Below are 15,528 nucleotides of genomic sequence, written 5' to 3' on the forward strand. Positions count from 1 at the left end.
AAAGCTGGGAACGACGGGTGGAGCGTGATCGCTCAGATGAAGCTGTACGACGCGCTGAAGTGCGTGAAGTAGTCGTTGCGGCGCGTGGTGACGGCGTCGCGGCGCGCATTGGCCAGGTCCACACGCAGGCTCAATGGCCCGGTGCTCAGCTGGAAGCCGATGCCGACGGAGCCGAGCCAGCAGCTGGTGGCGTTGCCGAGGCAAGGCAGGCCCTTGCGGTTGGAAACGTGACCACCATCGATGAAGGCCAGCACGCGCGCGGACTTCACGCGCTCGCCGAAGCGCGCCGCGAAGTCTGGGCTGTAGAGCTCCACCGAACCGACGAAGCCGCTGTCGCCGACGACCTCACGCTCCTCGTAGCCGCGCACCGTCGTCGCGCCGCCGAGGCCGAACTGCTCGCCCGGCACCAGCGCGTCGCCAGTGGCCTGGGCATTGAAACGGGCCTGCAGCTGCATGCCGTTGGCACCCAACGGCAGCGAGCCGAAGGCGCCCAGGCGCAGCGTGGTGTAGTTGCGCCTGGCACCGGCGCGCACGGCCTCGTAGTCGTCCTCGCCGGCATGGCTGCCGCCCACCGGCAGGTTGTGCGAGAGCGCGATGTTCATGCCCATCGCGCGTTCGCCGCCGCGCTGCGCCGTGTACTCGATCGAAACCGGATGCACGGCGACGCTGGCGCCGGCGGTGCCGCAGGCGCCATCGGGTAGGCCCGTGATCGCGCAGTTGTTCAGGTATTCGCGCTGGTCCAGGCCGAAGATCAGGCGCTGGTCCACTTCGCCCAGGCGGACCAGGTAGTCCGTCAAGCGCGCGCCGAACACATTGCCCTTGCCGCTGAACTGCAACGGACCGGCGGCGGTGGCGGTGTTGCCACCGTCCACGCTGGAGTGGGCCGCGAACAGGTCCAGCGTCGAGCCGAAACCGTAGAAAGGGATGCGGTAGTTCGCGCTGTAGACCTGCACGCGACTGGGGTTCTCCGGCGCGGTCTGGAACTGCAGGGTGACGCTGTGATCGAGGTCCCACAGCGCGGCGTTCGAGTAGGACAGGCTGGTGCGCCAACGGCCCGTGTTGTCGTTGCCGGTGTTGTCCACGGCCACCGTCACGCGGCTCGCGGGCTGCTCCTGCACGCTGATGTTGACGTTGACCTCACCCTGGTTCGCACCCGGCTCCAGCGAGACCGCGACCTGCTTGCCGGGGTTCTCGTTGGCGAGCTGGATCTGCGCGTCGATCTTCTGCACCTGCGGCGTCTCGCCCTCCTTGATGAGCGGCAGGCTGCGGCGGATGTTGGCCTCGGTGTACTGCTTGTTGCCGGAGACGACGACGCGTTCGATGCGGCCTTCCAGCACCGCGATCGTCACCTCGCCCGGCGCCGCGCCGGTCTGCTCCGGCAGGTAGGCGATCACCGCGCCGTAGCCGGCGTTGCGGTAGGCGTCCTGCACGGCCTGGGCGGCGGCCTTCAGCTCGTCGAGGCTGCGCTCGCCCTTGTACGGCGCAACCACCGCCTGCAGTTTCTCGTCAGGGAGCAGCTTGCTGCCGCTGATCTTGAATTCCCTCACCTGGACCTTGACCGCCGACGCGGCCGGTGCCGCGGTGTCGGGGGATTCGGTCGTCTGCGCACTCGCCGTCGACATCACGGCGAACGCACAGGCCAATTGAACAGCTAGCAGATCTGCTCTCATTACGTAACCCGTTATTTGATCGGCATCGGCACAAGCCGTGAACTCTGAAACATTCTCGTTCGATTAGGGATTGACGTCATCCCTCCTGAACGGGACTCGCCTCCATACTTGTTATTAATACGGGTGGTACATTGCGTCCCCGCAACAGCGGCGCCGAGGGATTCGACGCGGCCTTGCGCGATTTCCATAACTCGGTACTTACACGGACTGCGATAACTCCATGGAAACCCTAGGTATTGATCCCTGGCTCGAACCTCTCGATGGCGAAGCCTGCGGCCCGGATATGGAATACGACCCGGCTTTCCTGACCTTGGAGCAGGCGGCGGCCGGCAAGCCCGAGACGCAGTTCGCGCCGGCCGAACCGCCGCAGTGGCAGGTCGTGCGCGAGGTATCGGAAGAACTGTTTGGCAAGACCCGGGACCTGCGCGTCTCCATGCCGTGGTGCCGCGCCGTGCTGAATATCGAAGGCGTCGAAGCCCTGCCCGCGGCGCTGAAACTGCTGGGCGGCCAGATCGACCGTTTCTGGGATGAGCTGCACCCGCGCAATGACCCAGACGATGGTGACGCGTTCGCGCGCCTGTCCGTGCTCGGCAGCCTGGACAAACTCGACGGCCTGCTCGGCGACGTGCGCCAGGGCCTGCTGATCAAGGACCGGCGCCTCGGCGGCCTGACGATCCGCGAGATCGAGATTGCGCTGGAGCGCCTGGGCCCGCGCGCCGACGAGGTCACGCGCACCCGCTCGCAGATCACCGGAATGCTCGGCGAGTTCCCGGAACTCACCGCACGCCTGCGCACCTGGATCACGGAGAGCATGGCGGCGCTGAAGACGCTGCAGACGGTGATGAACGACCGCTTCGGCATCGAGAACGCCACCGACGTCAAGGCGCTGCGCGGCATGGTCGACGCGCTGAAGGAAGTGCTGCCCGAAGAGATCGGCGACGAAGCTTCGGGCGAAGGCGGCGAGTCCGGCGGTGGCGATGCGGATGGTGACGACGCACCCGGCGCTGCGGCGCCGCGGCGCCGCGGTGGCGGCATGGGCGCAATCGAAAGCCGTGCCGACGCCGTCAAGGCGATCAACCTGATCTGCGCCTACCTCGAGGCCAACGAGCCGACCAACCCGGCCCAGATGCTGCTGCGCCGCGCCGAGCGTCTGATCGAGAAGAACTTCATGCAGTTGATGCAAGAACTCGCCCCGGATGCGATGTCCGAGGTGGCGAAGATCATGGGCGTGGACCCGAACGACTTCAACAGCAACTGATACCCCCCTCACTTGCGGGGGAGTCGATTCATCGATCGGACAGAAATCCGCGTCTCGCAGGTAAATAAGGGCAGGGTTTTGCGACTTTGCAGCCCATCGTTCCTCTCCCGGAATGAGAAATGCGACTAAGCGCACACGGTCTTCAGAAAATATTCGGGTTGTTACCTAGGTAACGTCTTACTCACGCAGCCATACACTGCGTTCGCAGGGCTCGCAACCTAGGGGTTGTAGCAGTCCAAATTTCCTATTTCAGATTTTTTTCCAGCCGGAGATTCCATGGGAAGCAGCCAAAAATTCATCGCGCGCAACCGTGCGCCCCGGGTGCAGATCGAGTACGACGTCGAACTCTACGGCGCTGAGAAAAAGATCCAGCTGCCCTTCGTGATGGGCGTGATGGCCGACCTCGCCGGCAAGCCGGAAGATCCGCTGCCGCCGGTCGCCGACCGCAAATTCCTCGAGTTCGACGTCGACAACTTCGACACCCGCATGAAGGCAATGAAGCCGCGTGTGGCATTTACCGTGCCCAATACGCTGACGGGTGAAGGAAATCTGTCGGTCGACCTGACTTTCGAGAACATGGACGACTTCAACCCGGCCGCGATCGCCGCGAAATCCGAGGGTCTGAAGCAATTGCTCGAGGCACGCCAGCAGCTCTCCAACCTGGTGACCTACATGGACGGCAAGGGCGGAGCCGAAGAACTGATCGCCAAGGTATTGGCCGACCCGGCGCTGTTGTCGTCGCTGTCCGCCTCGGCCAAGCCGGCTGACGAGTAAGTCAACAGTTATCCATACAGGTTCCGGAGCACCATCCATGGCTGAACTGCAATCCCAGAGCGCCGCATTCGCCGGCGTCACGGTTGAGGGCAACGACTTCGCGTCGCTGCTGAGCAAGGAATTCAAACCGAAGTCCGATGAGGCCCGCTCGGCCGTCGAGACCGCGGTCCAGACGCTGGCGCAGAACGCGCTGGTCAACGCCAAGCTGATCAGCAGCGACACGGTCGCCAGCATCGAGGCGATGATCGCCGCGATCGACCGCAAGCTGTCCGAACAGGTCAACCTGATCCTGCACCACGAGGACTTCCAGAAGCTGGAATCCGCCTGGCGCGGCCTGCACTACATGGTCAACAACACGGAGACCGACGAGCAGCTGAAGATCCGCGTGATGGCCATCTCCAAGCAGGACCTCGGCAAGACCCTGAAGCGCTACAAGGGCACGGCCTGGGACCAGTCGCCGCTGTTCAAGAAGCTCTACGAAGAGGAATACGGTCAGTTCGGTGGCGAGCCCTTCGGCGCCATCGTCGGCGACTACCACTTTGACCACTCGCCGCCGGACGTCGAGCTGCTCGGCGAAATGTCCAAGATCGCCGCGGCCGCCCATGCGCCCTTCATCACCGGCGCCGCGCCGACTGTGATGCAGATGGATTCCTGGGGCGAACTGGCCAACCCGCGTGACCTGACCAAGATCTTCACGACGCCGGAGTACGCCGCCTGGCGCTCGCTGCGCGAATCGGACGACGCACGCTACCTGGCGATGTGCATGCCGCGCTTCCTCGGCCGCATCCCGTACGGTGCGAAGACGGCTCCGGTGGACGCCTTCAACTTCGAGGAAGACACCGTCGGCGCCGAGCACGACAAGTACGCCTGGTGCAACGCCGCCTATGCGATGGCGACCAACATCAACCGTTCCTTCAAGGTCTACGGCTGGTGCTCGCGCATCCGCGGCATCGAGTCCGGCGGCGCCGTCGAGAACTTGCCGATGCACACCTTCCCGACCGACGATGGCGGCGTGGATGCGAAGTGCCCGACCGAGATCGCGATCAGCGACCGCCGCGAGGCCGAGCTGAGCAAGAACGGCTTCCTGGCGATGATCCATCGCAAGAACTCCGACTTCGCCGCCTTCATCGGCGCGCAGTCGCTGCAGAAGCCCGCCGAATACGACGATCCGGACGCGACGGCCAACGCTGCCCTCGCCGCCCGCCTGCCCTACCTGTTCGCCTGCAATCGCTTCGCCCACTACCTGAAGTGCATGGTGCGCGACAAGGTCGGTTCGTTCAAGTCGCGCGACGACATGGAGCGCTGGCTGAACAACTGGATCGGCAACTATGTCGACGGCGATCCGGCCAACTCCAGCGAAGACACCAAGGCACGCCGCCCGCTGGCCGCAGCCGAAGTGGTGGTCGAGGAAGTGGAAGGCGCGCCCGGCTACTACCAGTCCAAGTTCTTCCTGAAGCCGCACTACCAGCTCGAGGGGCTGTCGGTCTCGCTGCGCCTGGTCTCCAAGCTGCCGTCGGAGAAGGGCTGAAACCAGGGGCCGGAGGGCGTTCGCAGACGGCGCAACCGCTTCGGTCCTCATCATCTACACGCGCCACTGAAACCAACACTGGAGATTTACCATGCCCGGAAATGCATTCATCAAGTTCATGGGACAAAACGGCATGATTCAAGGCGAATCAATGCAGAGTACCCACAAGTTCAGTGACGGCTGGTCGGAGATCGGCGACTGGAGCTTCGATGTCGAGGCCGAGACCAACTTCCTGAAGGGAACGGGCGCCTCGGTCGGCGTTGCGACACCCGGCGTCTTCAGCTTCTCCCACAGCTTCGACCGGTCCTCGCCGGTCATCATGAAGAACATCGTGCTCGGCACGAGCTTCGCCAGCGTGATAGTGCAGATGCTCAAGTCAACGGGTGCTTCCGACGGCAAGCCGGTCGTCTTCTTCGCTGTGAAGATGCTGGACTGCTTCATCACGAAAGTTGGCAGCAAGGGCGGCGAAGACGGTGCAGTCACCCAGGACGTCGAGTTCGTCTACAAGGCCATCCAGATCGGCTACAAGCGTCAGTTGAGCGAAGCCGCCGGCGACGCCAAGGGCAAGTCCGGCCAGCTGGACACGGCCATCCGCGAGTTCGGCTGGAACGTCGCGTCCAAGACACTGAAGACCGGTATCACCCTGAAGCTTGACGCCAAGGACTGAGGCGACCATCGCCTCCATCCCGCGCAACGTACTGACCCATTTCAGAGGAACCCATCATGCCTGGAAATAGCTTTATCAACTTCGGCAAAGACGTAGACACCGGCGAGTCCCCGCAGGAAGTGCGGAACGGCAAGAACGGCTGGATCGAAATCTCCGACTGGAGCTGGGACATTGAGGCCGAGCACAACAACCTCAGCGGCACCGGCGCCGCCGTGGGCAAGCCCAATCCCGGCACGCTGAACTTCTCTCACGACTACGACACTTCTTCCGCCGCGATCCTGACGAAGATCGTGCAGGGCAAGTCCTTCGACGTCGTCTACATCGACATGCTGAAGAACACCGGCGGCGACAAGGCCGACCAGTTCTTCCAGATCGTCATGACCAACGTGTTCATCACCAAGGTCTCCACCAAGGGCGGCGAAGACGGCAAGGTCACGCAGGAAGTGGACATGGTCTTCAAGGAAGTCGCGGTCGGCTACAAGGCGCAGGGCAACGACGGCAAGCTGGTCCAGGCACCGACGCCCTTCACCTGGAGCATCACCACGATGCAGTCGGAAGTGGCGGGCGCCACCGCCATCAAGTTCACCTGACCGAGGCAGCCTCCCCGTGTAACGCGGAGGCCGCGTATCCGTCGGATACCTCTGTATTCGCGCCCGGCACGGCTTGGTTTGAGCATGGATCAAGCCAAGCCGTCCTTGTTTTTGACTGACAACACCCCATGGCCGTCTCACTGATCCTGCTCGAAATCGCCGGTGTGGAAGGTGAATCGACGATCGCCCACTTCGAGAACCAGATCGTCGTGGACTCGTTTTCGTGGGACGTGGACGCCAAGCTGACCCGGGAGGCGGTCACGACCAACATGACGGCCCAGCTCGACGCCAAGGCGGTGAGCATCAAGAAGCGCTTCGACAGCGCCAGCACGACGCTGCGGCAGATGATGACGTCCGACGACCCATTTACGGCGACGCTGCGCGTTCTCGATCCGGCCAGCCGCGGCGCGCCCGATGCCGACGGAATGGCCAAGATCGACGCCATGCTGGAGATCAAGCTGGAGGGTTGCCACATCGACAAGATCGACCTGTCCGCCAGCGACTCCGGCAAGACCATCGCCTTGTCCGAAGACGTGACGATCTCGTTCACCAAACAGGCAGGTCTGACCTATCGCTCCTATCCAAAGGCGAGCAAGTCACGCACCAGCGCCGCGCCAGCCGTGATCCCGGCGAACAAGGGTTCGGAGAAGAAATAGCAGAGAACAGGCCGCCCATCCTGCTCAGCCAGCGCTTCAACACGCCCACCTAGCCATCAGCCCGCCATGTCATCGTTCTCCCGCCTCTATCTGAAACTCACCGCTGGAGGCGCCGAAGTCCCCGGCGAGGCGACCGACGCCGACTATCTCGGGCAGATCGTGCTGTCCAGCATGAAGTGGAACATCGCCCGCGCGAAGGAGACGGAGGGCAGGGATCGCGGCCGGCCGGAGCCCGGCGAGCTGGACTTCAGCAAGCTGATGGACAAGTCCAGCACGCCGATGATGGAGCACATGAAGGTGGCCAAGGAGCTGGTCGCAGTGCTCACGCTGGATTCGCATACGGACTCGAAGATCAAGTTGCTGATCACGCTCACCGGAGCCCGCCTCACCGGATTCAAGATCGACGCCAGCGACAGCGAGAAGAGCGGCGAGATCAAGGAGGACTGGAGCCTCACCTATTCCAAGCTGACGCTCCAGTACACGTCCGAGCTCGGAACGACCAAGACCAGCAACCACGAGCGCACGGTTGACATGGCCGGCAGGGACGACGTGCAGGCGCTGCTGGATAAGTTCAAGGCCTTGAAGAGCGAGCAGTTGATCCAGGTCAAGGGCGACCTCCAGAGCGCCTACAACAAGGCCGAAAAGATCCCGGTCAACGCCGAGAAGCCCAAGGTCAAGGGCGAGTAAGACCTCTACCCGGACGATGAGCACACAACCCTTTTCCCTCCACCAGCACGGCGGCCTTCACCATGGCACTTGAAAACTATCGCGACCTGAGCAGCGGCAGCTCCGACCTGAACGCCGGCTTCCAGTTCGAGTTCTATTGCTGCGGCTGCACGCGCAAGTGGAAGACACCGTTCAAGCCCTACCGCAAGGGCCAGTTGACCGGGTTCCTGACCCGGTTCGGCTTCCTCTTCAGCAGTGCCTCCCAGGCCAGTCGCATGACCAGCGGCATGGCCGACTACGGCATGCGCGATGCCAAAGCCCAGGCACTGGAAGAGGCGATGCCCCAGGCCGCGCGCATGTTCACGAATTGCGTCTCTTGCGGTCAGGGCTTTTGCGAGGATTGCCTCGACGGCAGCGATACCTGCGAGAAGTGCCTCCAGCAACCTCGCGGACATGGACACCACCACGCCGGCAGCGCGTCCGGCGCGGCCCAGGCCGGCGGCCAGGCCTGCCCCAATTGCGGCACGGCGGGCAGCGGTGGCCGCTTCTGCTCCGAATGCGGCTTCGACATGGCCAGCACCCACAAGAGTTGCCCCGGCTGTGGCGCCATGGCCGAGCGCGGCGCACGCTTCTGCGGCGACTGCGGACACGGTTTCTGACAGCGCGCTCAACCAGCCCCATACCTGAACGGACACCATGACCGATTCCCTCGCCATCGCCGAAGCCGCCGTCCGCGCCAATGACCCCAAGGCCGCGCTGACCGCGCTGACCACCGCGGTCAAGGCCGCGCCGGCGAATCCGAAGCTGCGCATCTTCATGGCCCAGCTGCTGTGCGTGCTGGGCCAGTGGGAGCGCGCACACACGCAACTCAACGTCGTGGCCGACATGGATTCCGCGGCCGGGCCGATGCGCGAGATGGTGGGCCATGCCCTGCGCTGCGAACTGCTGCGCGCCGCCGTGTTCAAGGGCAGCCGCTCGCCGATGATCTTCGGCCAGCCCGATGAATGGATGGGCTTGCTGATCGAATCCCTGCTGCAAGCCGGCCAGGGTGCGGGCGAGCTGTCCGCCCAGTTGGCGGAGCGCGCCTTCGAGGCTGCGCCGGCGACGAAGGGCCGCATCAACGGCGAGCCCTTCGAGTGGATCGCCGATGCCGACTCGCGCCTGGGCCCCGTGCTGGAGGCGATGGTCAACGGCAAGTATTACTGGATTCCGTTCAACCGCCTGAGCAGCGTCGCAATCGAGCCGCCGACCGACCTGCGCGATCGCGCATGGCTGCCGGCCAACCTGTCATTCGCCAACGGCGGCGAGGCCATCGCGATGATCCCGACGCGCTACCCCGGTTCGCAGACCAGTGAGGATGGTCAGATCCTGATGGCCGCGCGCACCGACTGGATCGACATCGGCCACGAGCGCTTCACCGGTCTGGGCCAGCGCGTGCTGGTGACGGACCAGGGCGAGCACGACCTGCTGGGCGTGCACCTCATCGAGCTGGAGCCTGCCGGCGAAACCGCCGCGGGCGGGGTCGATGGCTGAGCTGAACTCACGTGACCGCCTTCAGCCGTCCTTGCTGGACCGCCTGATCGACGACGCGCCCCAGCAACGCACCGAAGCGCTCGATGCGCGTGCGCTGACCCGCCAGCAGTTGCGCGCCGCCGTGCTGCGCGACCTGTCCTGGTTGTTCAACGCGATCCGCAACGAGCCGGAGCCCAACTCCTCGCGCAGGGACGATCTCGCCCTGTGGAAGACCGCGCCCGAAGCGCGGCGCTCGGTGCTGAACTACGGCATGCCGGCCTTCGCCGGGGTGACGCTGGCCAGCATGGACACGAAGCTGATCGAACGCGAGGTGACCGAGGCGATCAAGGCTTTCGAGCCGCGCATCGATCCGAAGACCCTGAGCATCGAAGTCAAGATCGACCCCAACAATCATCACAACATGATGCAGCTGGTCATCCGCGGTCAGATGTGGAGTCAGCCCGTGCCGCTGGAGCTGCTGCTGGCCGCCGACGTCGACGTGGAAACCGGCAGCACGCGCGTGCGCGAACTGCGGAGATAGACCCGTCATGGATGCACGGCTGCTCCGCTACTACAACCAGGAACTGCGCTACCTGCGCGAGCTCGGCGGCGAGTTCGCGCAGGAGTTCCCCAAGATCGCCTCGCGCCTGGGCATGGAAGGCCTGGAAGTCACCGATCCGTACATCGAACGGCTGCTGGAGGGTTGCGCCTTCCTGGCGGCCCGCGTGCAGCTGAAGCAGGACGCCGAGTTCCCCCGCTTCTCGCACCGTCTGCTGGAACTGATCTACCCGAACTTCCTCGCACCGGTACCTTCGATGCTGGTGGCCCAGGTCACGCCGGTGCCCGACGCCAACCTGCTCAAGGGCCCGGTCTTGCCGCGTGACACGCCCTTGATCGGCCCCGCCAGCGCCGTGTCCAAGACACGCTGCGAATTCCGCACCGGCCAGACGCTGCAGCTGAGCCCGCTGAGCACGCTGTCAGCCGAGTACTTCCTGAACATGTCGGACCTCGGGCTGTCTGGCGGCAACAAGGCCATGGCCCTGCCCCAGCGCCCGCGCGCGGGCGTGCGCATCCAGCTGCAGTTGCCGGCCGGCATGGCCTTCGCTCAGCTCGAACTGGAAACGCTGCGCCTGTACCTCAGCGGCCAGACCGACACGGCCATGCATCTGCACGAGATGATGCTGGCCAATGCCATCGGCGTGCTGGTCGGGCCGCCCGGCCGCGCCGGTGACGGCAAGCGTCAGCTCTTGCCGGCCTCAGCGTTGCAACCGGTCGGCTACGCAGAGGACGAGGCGATGCTGCCGCCCTCCTTGCGCGGCTTCGCGGGCACGCGCCTGCTGCAAGAGTACTTCGCCTTCCCCGAACGCTTCCTGTTCGTCGACATCGAGGGCGTGCGCCCGGCACTGAACGCGATCGCAGGCAACGTCGCGGAAATCATCGTGCTGTTCTCGCAGCCCGGCAGCGGCATGGACGGTGCCGTCTCGGCCGCGAATTTCATGCTGAACTGCGTGCCGGCGATCAACCTGTTCCCGAAGCGGGCGGACCGCATCCAGGTCACCGACGGCAACTACGAGTTCCACGTCGTGCCGGAGCGCACGGCGCCGCTGGACTACGAGGTCTACGACGTCGTCGGCATGCAGGGCTTCGCCGAGGACAGCAGCGAGCGCCGCTTCCTGCCGCTGTACGCGCCCGAGCACAAGCGCAGCAGTTCGCAGCAGACGGCCTTCTACACGATCTGGCGCGAGCCGCGCCTGATGAGCGAATCGGCCCGGCGCGATGGTCCGCGGTCGGGCTACACCGGTTCGGAGGTCTTCGTCTCGCTGGTCGATCCGAACGACGCGCCCTACGCCGAATCGCTGCAGCAGGTCGCCGTGCAGACCCGCTGCACCAACCGGGACCTGCCGGTGTTCATGCCCACCACCGGCGCACAGGCCGAGTTCAAGCTTGATGCCGGCGTGCAGACGCAGTCGGTGCGCCACGTCGCCGGCCCGAGTCGCCCGCACACGGCGCTGCGCGAGGGTGGCGTGGCCTGGCGCTTGCTGAACCTGCTGTCGCTGAACTATCTGTCGCTGCTGGACACCGAAGGCGGCGAAGCAGCCGCCGCGCTGCGCGACCTGCTCAGTCGCTTCCCGCAAGGCACCGACCCGAGCGTGCGCCGGCAGATCGAGGCGCTGCAGAACGTCAGCACCCGAGCCGTCGTGCGGCGTCATCCGATCCCTGGCCCGATCGCCTTCGGCCGCGGCATCGAAGTGACGCTCACCGTCGACGAACTGGGGCACGCCGGCGGCAGCGCCTTCCTCTTCGGCGCCGCGATGCATCACTACCTGTCGCGTCACGCCTCGCTGAACAGCTTTGTCGAGACCGTGCTGGTCTCGCTGACGCGCGGCGAAGTGATGCGCTGGAAGCCCGCGCGTGGCGCAAGGGCGGTGCTGTGACGGCGCTCGCGGCCGCCTCTCCCGACTACGGACGCTGGCTCCAGCGCCTGTCGGAGCAGCCCTACCGTTTCGATTTCTACCAGACGCTGCGCCGCATCGAGAGCGCCCACCCGCACCTGCCGCGGCTGGGCGAGGCGCACCGCCCGTCCGACGAGCCGGTACGCGTCAGCCAGCCGGCGGAGCTGAGCTTCGCGCCTGCGCCCGTGTACGGCATGACCCTGCGCGGAGAAGGTCCGCCGCGGCTGAACCAGCGCATCTTCGGCCTGCTGGGGCCGAACGGCCCGTTGCCGCTTCACATGACCGAATTGGCGCGCGAACGCCTGCATCACAACAGCGACCCCGGCCTGCAGCGCTTCATCGACCTGCTCAACCATCGCTTCACGCTGCTCTTCTATCGCGCCTGGGCACAGGCCCAGCCGAGCCTGAGCCAGGACCGCCCGAATGACCAGCAGTTCACACGGCGCCTCGGTGCGCTGAGCGGTATCGGCAACGAGAGCCTGATGCAGCGCGATGCTGCCGGCGACGCGCCAAAACTGCACTTCACCGGCCGGCTGAGCCGCCAGATCCGCGATGCCGACGGCCTGCTGAACTGGGTGCGCAGCGAGTTCGATGCGCCGGCGCGGATCGAGCAGTGGTGCGGCCACTGGATGCCGCTGGCCCGCGACGAGCGCACGCGCATCAAGTCCACGGGACGGCCGGGCATCGGCCAGCAGTTGGGCCAGGGCGCCGTGCTAGGCAGCACCGTCTGGGACGTGCAGAGCAAGTTCCGAATCGTCATCGGCCCCGTGCGGGAAGCGCGTTACCACGCCTTCCTGCCGGGCGGCGCCGATCTGGCTCGCCTGCAGGCCATGGTGCGCCAGTGGGTGGGCCTGGAATTCGAATGGGATGTGAAATTGATCCTGGCCCGCCAGGACGTGCCGCGCATGCGCCTGGGGCGAGCCGGCGAGCTCGGGCGCAGTTGCTGGCTCGGCAAGTTCAAGAAGCCCGGCGATGCCGATGACCTGCACATCGACGTCGAACGAACATTGAAGAAGACCTCTCGACAAAGGACGACAACATCATGAGTGACATCAGCCGCGTTGCCCTGTTCGGCAAACTGAATCCGCTGGCCTACAAGGCCATCGAAAGCGCCACCGTCTTCTGCAAGATGCGCGGCAACCCCTACGTGGAGCTGGTGCACTGGATCGTGCAACTGGTGCAGAACAACGAGACCGACCTGGACGCGATCCTGCGCCACTACCAGGTCGACGCCTCGGCGATGGCCAAGGACATGACCGCCGCACTGGATCGCCTGCCGCGCGGCTCCACCTCGATCAGCGATTTCTCGGAGCAGATCGAGAACTCGATCGAGCGCGCCTGGGTCTACGCCACTTTGCAGTTCGGCGAGGCCCACGTGCGCACCGGCACGCTGATCATCGGCATGATGAACAGCAACAACCTGCGCAACGCGCTGCTGGCCATCTCCAAGGAATTCGCCAAGATCCGCGTCGACGACCTGGCCGACAACTTCGCCAAGATCTGCGGCGGCACGCAGGAAGCCAAGCTCGGCGCGCAGGACGGCACCGGCATGGGCTCGGGCGAGCCCGGCAGCGAAAGCGGCGCGATGGCGCCGGCCGCCATGGGCAAGGGCGAGGCGCTGAAGAAGTTCTGCGTCGACATGACCGAGCGCGCCAAGGAAGGCAAGATGGACCCGGTGACGGGCCGCGATGAAGAGATCCGCCAGATCGTCGACATCCTGATGCGCCGCCGCCAGAACAACCCGATCCTCACCGGCGAGGCCGGCGTCGGCAAGACCGCCGTGGTCGAGGGCTTCGCCCAGCGCCTGGCGCGCGGCGACGTGCCGCCGCAGCTCAAGGAGGTCTCGCTCTTGAGCCTGGACCTGGGCCTGCTGCAGGCCGGCGCCAGCATGAAGGGCGAGTTCGAGCAGCGCCTGCGCCAGGTCATCGACGAGGTGCAGGCCTCGCCGAAGCCGATCATCCTGTTCATCGACGAAGTGCACACGCTGGTCGGCGCCGGCGGCGCTGCCGGCACCGGCGATGCGGCCAACCTCTTGAAGCCGGCGCTGGCGCGCGGCAACCTGCGCACCATCGGCGCCACCACCTGGGCCGAGTACAAGAAGTACATCGAGAAGGACCCGGCGCTGACCCGCCGCTTCCAGGTCGTGCAGGTGCCCGAGCCCGACGAAGCCAAGGCCATCCTGATGCTGCGCGGCGTGGCCACGGTGCTGGAGAAGCACCACCGCGCCCAGCTGCTGGACGAGGCCATCGAGGCCGCCGTCAAGCTGAGCCACCGCTACATCCCGGCGCGCCAGCTGCCCGACAAGGCCGTCAGCCTGCTCGACACCGCCTGCGCCCGCGTGGCCGTGAGCCAGCACGCGACGCCGGCCGAGGTGGAAGACACGATGCGCCGCATCGAGGCGCTGGAGATCGAGGAAGGCATCATCGCCCGTGAGCTGGCGGTGGGCGTGCTGGTGGGCAACCGCGGCACCGACGTGGCCGAGAAGCTGGCGACCGAGCGCGAACGCCTGGTCGGCCTGGAAGCCCGCTGGAAGGACGAGAAGGCGATCGTCGACAAGATCCTGGAGCTGCGCGCCACGCTGCGCGGCGGCGACAAGCCGGTCGACGAGAAGGAAGCCGCCGACATCGACCGCGACGGCCTGCTCAAGCAACTGCACGAGGAACAGGAGAAGCTGGCCGCGCTGCAAGGCGATTCGCCGCTGATCATGCCCAGCGTGGACGCGCAGGCGGTGGCCAGCGTCGTGTCCGACTGGACCGGCATCCCCGTCGGCCGCATGGTCAAGAACGAGCTGGAAAACGTGCTGCGCCTGGGCGAGTCGCTGGGCCAGCGCGTGATCGGCCAGCAACACGGCCTGGACATGATCGCCAAGCGCATCCAGACCTCGCGCGCGCGCCTGGACAACCCGAACAAGCCCATCGGCGTGTTCATGCTCTGCGGCACCTCCGGCGTCGGCAAGACCGAGACGGCCCTGGCCCTGGCCGAGGCGCTGTACGGTGGCGAGCAGAACGTCATCACGATCAATATGAGCGAGTTCCAGGAGGCCCACACGGTCTCCACGCTCAAGGGCTCGCCCCCGGGCTACATCGGCTATGGCGAGGGCGGCATCCTGACCGAGGCGGTGCGCCGCCGCCCGTACAGCGTGGTGCTGCTGGACGAGGTGGAGAAGGCCCACCCGGACGTGCACGAGCTGTTCTTCCAGGTCTTCGACAAGGGCCGCATGGAAGACGGCGAAGGCCGCATGATCGACTTCAAGAACACGATCATCCTGCTCACGTCCAACGCCGGCTCCGAGCTGGTGATGAACATGTGCAAGGACCCGGAGCTGCTGCCCGATCCGGAGAGCCTGGCCACCGCGCTGCAGGAACCGCTGATGAAGATCTTCCCGCCTGCCCTGCTGGGCCGGCTGGTGACGATCCCCTATTACCCGCTCTCGCCCGAGATGATGGGCAAGATCGTCCGCCTGCAGCTCAACCGGATCAAGAAGCGCGTGGAAGCCAACCACAAGATCCCGTTCGAGTACGGCCAGGACGCGGTGGACCTGATCGTCAAGCGCTGCGACAACCCGGAAGCCGGTGGCCGCATCATCGATTCGATCCTGACCAACACGGTGCTGCCCAAGGTCTCGGTCGAGTACCTGACGCGTCTGTCCCAGGGCGATGAGCTGAAGGGCATCACCCTCGGCGCCGCCGACGGCGACTTCACCTACACCTTCGCCTGAGTGCTTGCTTGATTGTTTGCCCCTGGACTGTTTGAC

Annotated in this window: 14 protein-coding genes; 13 read left to right on the top strand and 1 reads right to left on the bottom strand. The window is 65.4% G+C overall.

The genetic code is table 11. From position 1 onward, the window contains the following. Positions 1–32: 32 nt before the first annotated feature. Complete coding sequence (locus SNE35_RS15670) at positions 33–1,622, bottom strand: ShlB/FhaC/HecB family hemolysin secretion/activation protein (protein ID WP_320423864.1); 1,590 nt, start codon at positions 1,620–1,622, stop codon at positions 33–35. Positions 1,623–1,890: 268 nt separating this feature from the next. On the opposite strand from SNE35_RS15670, the gene SNE35_RS15675 reads away from it, so the two are divergent. From SNE35_RS15675 to tssH, 13 genes are all read left to right on the top strand, one after another. After that, complete coding sequence (locus SNE35_RS15675; RefSeq protein WP_320423865.1) at positions 1,891–2,928, top strand: type VI secretion system protein TssA; 1,038 nt, start codon at positions 1,891–1,893, stop codon at positions 2,926–2,928. A 276-nt stretch (positions 2,929–3,204) separates the two neighbouring features. Beyond that, positions 3,205–3,702, top strand: coding sequence for a type VI secretion system contractile sheath small subunit (tssB, locus tag SNE35_RS15680; protein ID WP_320423866.1), 498 nt, complete (start codon positions 3,205–3,207; stop codon positions 3,700–3,702). A gap of 37 nt (positions 3,703–3,739) precedes the next feature. Further along, positions 3,740–5,230 (top strand): type VI secretion system contractile sheath large subunit, encoded by a 1,491-nt coding sequence (tssC, locus tag SNE35_RS15685; protein ID WP_320423867.1) that lies wholly within the window; start codon positions 3,740–3,742, stop codon positions 5,228–5,230. Between the two features lie 118 nt (positions 5,231–5,348). Beyond that, positions 5,349–5,897, top strand: coding sequence for a type VI secretion system tube protein Hcp (locus tag SNE35_RS15690; protein ID WP_320424357.1), 549 nt, complete (start codon positions 5,349–5,351; stop codon positions 5,895–5,897). Positions 5,898–5,953: 56 nt separating this feature from the next. Beyond that, positions 5,954–6,487, top strand: a complete 534-nt coding sequence (locus SNE35_RS15695) for a type VI secretion system tube protein Hcp (protein ID WP_320423868.1) — start codon at positions 5,954–5,956, stop codon at positions 6,485–6,487. Between the two features lie 128 nt (positions 6,488–6,615). Further along, entirely contained in the window at positions 6,616–7,143 is a 528-nt protein-coding gene (locus SNE35_RS15700; RefSeq protein WP_320423869.1) for a type VI secretion system tube protein Hcp, read from the top strand. A 66-nt stretch (positions 7,144–7,209) separates the two neighbouring features. Beyond that, the gene (locus SNE35_RS15705) at positions 7,210–7,830 is read left to right on the top strand and encodes a type VI secretion system tube protein Hcp (RefSeq protein ID WP_320423870.1); all 621 of its coding nucleotides are present in this window, start codon (positions 7,210–7,212) and stop codon (positions 7,828–7,830) included. A gap of 62 nt (positions 7,831–7,892) precedes the next feature. Beyond that, positions 7,893–8,468: a zinc ribbon domain-containing protein gene (locus SNE35_RS15710; protein WP_320423871.1), complete on the top strand. Its 576-nt coding sequence runs from the start codon at positions 7,893–7,895 to the stop codon at positions 8,466–8,468. A 37-nt stretch (positions 8,469–8,505) separates the two neighbouring features. Then, on the top strand, positions 8,506–9,342 hold the full coding sequence (locus tag SNE35_RS15715; protein ID WP_320423872.1) for a type VI secretion system accessory protein TagJ: 837 nt from the start codon (positions 8,506–8,508) through the stop codon (positions 9,340–9,342). Further along, the gene (gene tssE / locus SNE35_RS15720; protein WP_320423873.1) at positions 9,335–9,862 is read left to right on the top strand and encodes a type VI secretion system baseplate subunit TssE; all 528 of its coding nucleotides are present in this window, start codon (positions 9,335–9,337) and stop codon (positions 9,860–9,862) included. The genes SNE35_RS15715 and tssE overlap by 8 nt, the downstream gene beginning before the upstream one ends. 7 nt (positions 9,863–9,869) lie before the next feature. Then, the gene (tssF, locus tag SNE35_RS15725; protein ID WP_320423874.1) at positions 9,870–11,756 is read left to right on the top strand and encodes a type VI secretion system baseplate subunit TssF; all 1,887 of its coding nucleotides are present in this window, start codon (positions 9,870–9,872) and stop codon (positions 11,754–11,756) included. After that, positions 11,753–12,820 (top strand): type VI secretion system baseplate subunit TssG, encoded by a 1,068-nt coding sequence (gene tssG, locus SNE35_RS15730; RefSeq protein ID WP_320423875.1) that lies wholly within the window; start codon positions 11,753–11,755, stop codon positions 12,818–12,820. Before tssF ends, tssG begins: the two co-directional genes overlap by 4 nt. Then, positions 12,817–15,492: a type VI secretion system ATPase TssH gene (gene tssH / locus SNE35_RS15735; RefSeq protein ID WP_320423876.1), complete on the top strand. Its 2,676-nt coding sequence runs from the start codon at positions 12,817–12,819 to the stop codon at positions 15,490–15,492. Before tssG ends, tssH begins: the two co-directional genes overlap by 4 nt. Positions 15,493–15,528 lie beyond the last annotated feature (36 nt).

It is taken from the genome of Roseateles agri, assembly GCF_034043675.1.
In the GTDB taxonomy this organism is placed as follows: domain Bacteria; phylum Pseudomonadota; class Gammaproteobacteria; order Burkholderiales; family Burkholderiaceae_C; genus KK5.

What these genes read in the sequence shown, in the direction of transcription:
- tssH (WP_320423876.1), top strand. Translation starts at nt 12,817, where the DNA reads ATGAGTGACATCAGCCGCGTTGCCCTGTTCGGCAAACTGAATCCGCTG.
- SNE35_RS15705 (WP_320423870.1), top strand. Translation starts at nt 7,210, where the DNA reads ATGTCATCGTTCTCCCGCCTCTATCTGAAACTCACCGCTGGAGGCGCC.
- tssF (WP_320423874.1), top strand. Translation starts at nt 9,870, where the DNA reads ATGGATGCACGGCTGCTCCGCTACTACAACCAGGAACTGCGCTACCTG.
- SNE35_RS15710 (WP_320423871.1), top strand. Translation starts at nt 7,893, where the DNA reads ATGGCACTTGAAAACTATCGCGACCTGAGCAGCGGCAGCTCCGACCTG.
- SNE35_RS15715 (WP_320423872.1), top strand. Translation starts at nt 8,506, where the DNA reads ATGACCGATTCCCTCGCCATCGCCGAAGCCGCCGTCCGCGCCAATGAC.
- tssC (WP_320423867.1), top strand. Translation starts at nt 3,740, where the DNA reads ATGGCTGAACTGCAATCCCAGAGCGCCGCATTCGCCGGCGTCACGGTT.
- tssE (WP_320423873.1), top strand. Translation starts at nt 9,335, where the DNA reads ATGGCTGAGCTGAACTCACGTGACCGCCTTCAGCCGTCCTTGCTGGAC.
- SNE35_RS15675 (WP_320423865.1), top strand. Translation starts at nt 1,891, where the DNA reads ATGGAAACCCTAGGTATTGATCCCTGGCTCGAACCTCTCGATGGCGAA.
- SNE35_RS15690 (WP_320424357.1), top strand. Translation starts at nt 5,349, where the DNA reads ATGGGACAAAACGGCATGATTCAAGGCGAATCAATGCAGAGTACCCAC.
- SNE35_RS15670 (WP_320423864.1), bottom strand. Translation starts at nt 1,622, where the DNA reads ATGTCGACGGCGAGTGCGCAGACGACCGAATCCCCCGACACCGCGGCA.
- tssB (WP_320423866.1), top strand. Translation starts at nt 3,205, where the DNA reads ATGGGAAGCAGCCAAAAATTCATCGCGCGCAACCGTGCGCCCCGGGTG.
- SNE35_RS15700 (WP_320423869.1), top strand. Translation starts at nt 6,616, where the DNA reads ATGGCCGTCTCACTGATCCTGCTCGAAATCGCCGGTGTGGAAGGTGAA.
- SNE35_RS15695 (WP_320423868.1), top strand. Translation starts at nt 5,954, where the DNA reads ATGCCTGGAAATAGCTTTATCAACTTCGGCAAAGACGTAGACACCGGC.